1 protein-coding gene is annotated in these 1,303 nt (G+C 48.1%); it reads left to right on the plus strand.

Annotation, left to right across the window (positions count from 1 at the left end):
* Nucleotides 1–36 precede the first annotated feature (36 nt).
* Nucleotides 37–1,303: hypothetical protein (locus A11A3_RS17880; RefSeq protein WP_202802700.1), on the plus strand; the 1,267-nt coding region annotated here is incomplete at its 3' end.

The following is a 1,303-nucleotide window of genomic DNA, read 5'->3' on the forward strand; positions in this document are numbered from 1 at the left end:
AAAGGTGTCTAGTAAACTGGTGGCGATTCAGCAGCGGTGACCCCCGTTGTCCGAAAATTTCTAGACTTACCTCTGATTGTTACAGAGGATCTCTTTTTAGTAACAACCAAGCAATCCTTCATAGCACCTTCTGGCCTGAATCCTGCTGATATTGCGGAATTACTTCCTCGGCTTGCAGTTGCCTCTCATCTCCTCGCAAATTTCCCCAGAATTATTCGGCTAGTAGATCAGCTCAACCTAGATTCAATAGTGTCGCATATCGGCTCGTTGAGTGAATCTAGGCCAATTGAGGAAATTATCAGCGTAGACCCAAACCCTCTACGCGACCTCTACTCTCTTTTTGCCGATATTGATCATCTGGCAAACTCCAAAAGTGACACGTATCAGAAGCTACTCGGTCTACCAATATGGAAATCAAGCGGCGGCCTGGTGAGTGGCACTCAGGCACTACTTCCTGGTAATTTCACTGACCCAACCGGCCAAGCAGCCTTGCTGGATACCAGCACACTCACGGAATCAGCCCGGCTTTTCTTAACAACCAAGCTGGGAGTGAAGACCCAGACAATCGAAACGTTCGTACAAACCGTATTGCCAAATTTTTTTGGCGACGACGGCCCTACCGAACCATCCCAGTACAATCGTATTATCAGTGAACTTGCGAATCATTCTTCACTGATTAACGACAATGACATTCTGCGACTACTGGGATCACTGTCGATGGTGCCCACGCAAGATGGTGGGTGGTCTCGCCCAGTGGATACTTATCGTAGAACGGACGAACTTGTAAGGATACTTGGCGATGCACGTCACTTATGGCTAGACACTGATCGAACCCCCCCAACGCGATCAGCCCAGACTTTCATCGACAACCTAGGCATAAGACGACGACCGAATGCCAGACACCTAGTTGACAGGATGCTATATCTCGCAGAGCAGTATCGCCCCACAGATGATACGAAACGCGCAAGCAGTGATGCCTTTTATGTCTTGTGTGAAAATTATGATAAATGGCGGGATAGAACAGACTTTAAGAACGCGATAAATGACCTGCGCCAGGCTGCATGCTTCCCCGCCTTTGGGGATGAAGAGAAATGGCACACCGCCGATGAATTGTACGCTGTTTACCGTGCCGATGCATTTCGGTCACAAGCGAATATTCTTGATTTCAGAAATACGGCGCGCCTAAAAACAGATCTATTGGAATATTTAGGGGTTTCTATCAACCCGGAAACCCAGCTAGTCATCGACCATTTACTGCATTGCATTTCTTCAGGGGGTTCTACCCCGTTACTGCGGACACTTC

Origin of the sequence: Alcanivorax hongdengensis A-11-3, assembly GCF_000300995.1 — a bacterium.
In the GTDB taxonomy this organism is placed as follows: Bacteria; Pseudomonadota; Gammaproteobacteria; order Pseudomonadales; family Alcanivoracaceae; genus Alcanivorax; species Alcanivorax hongdengensis.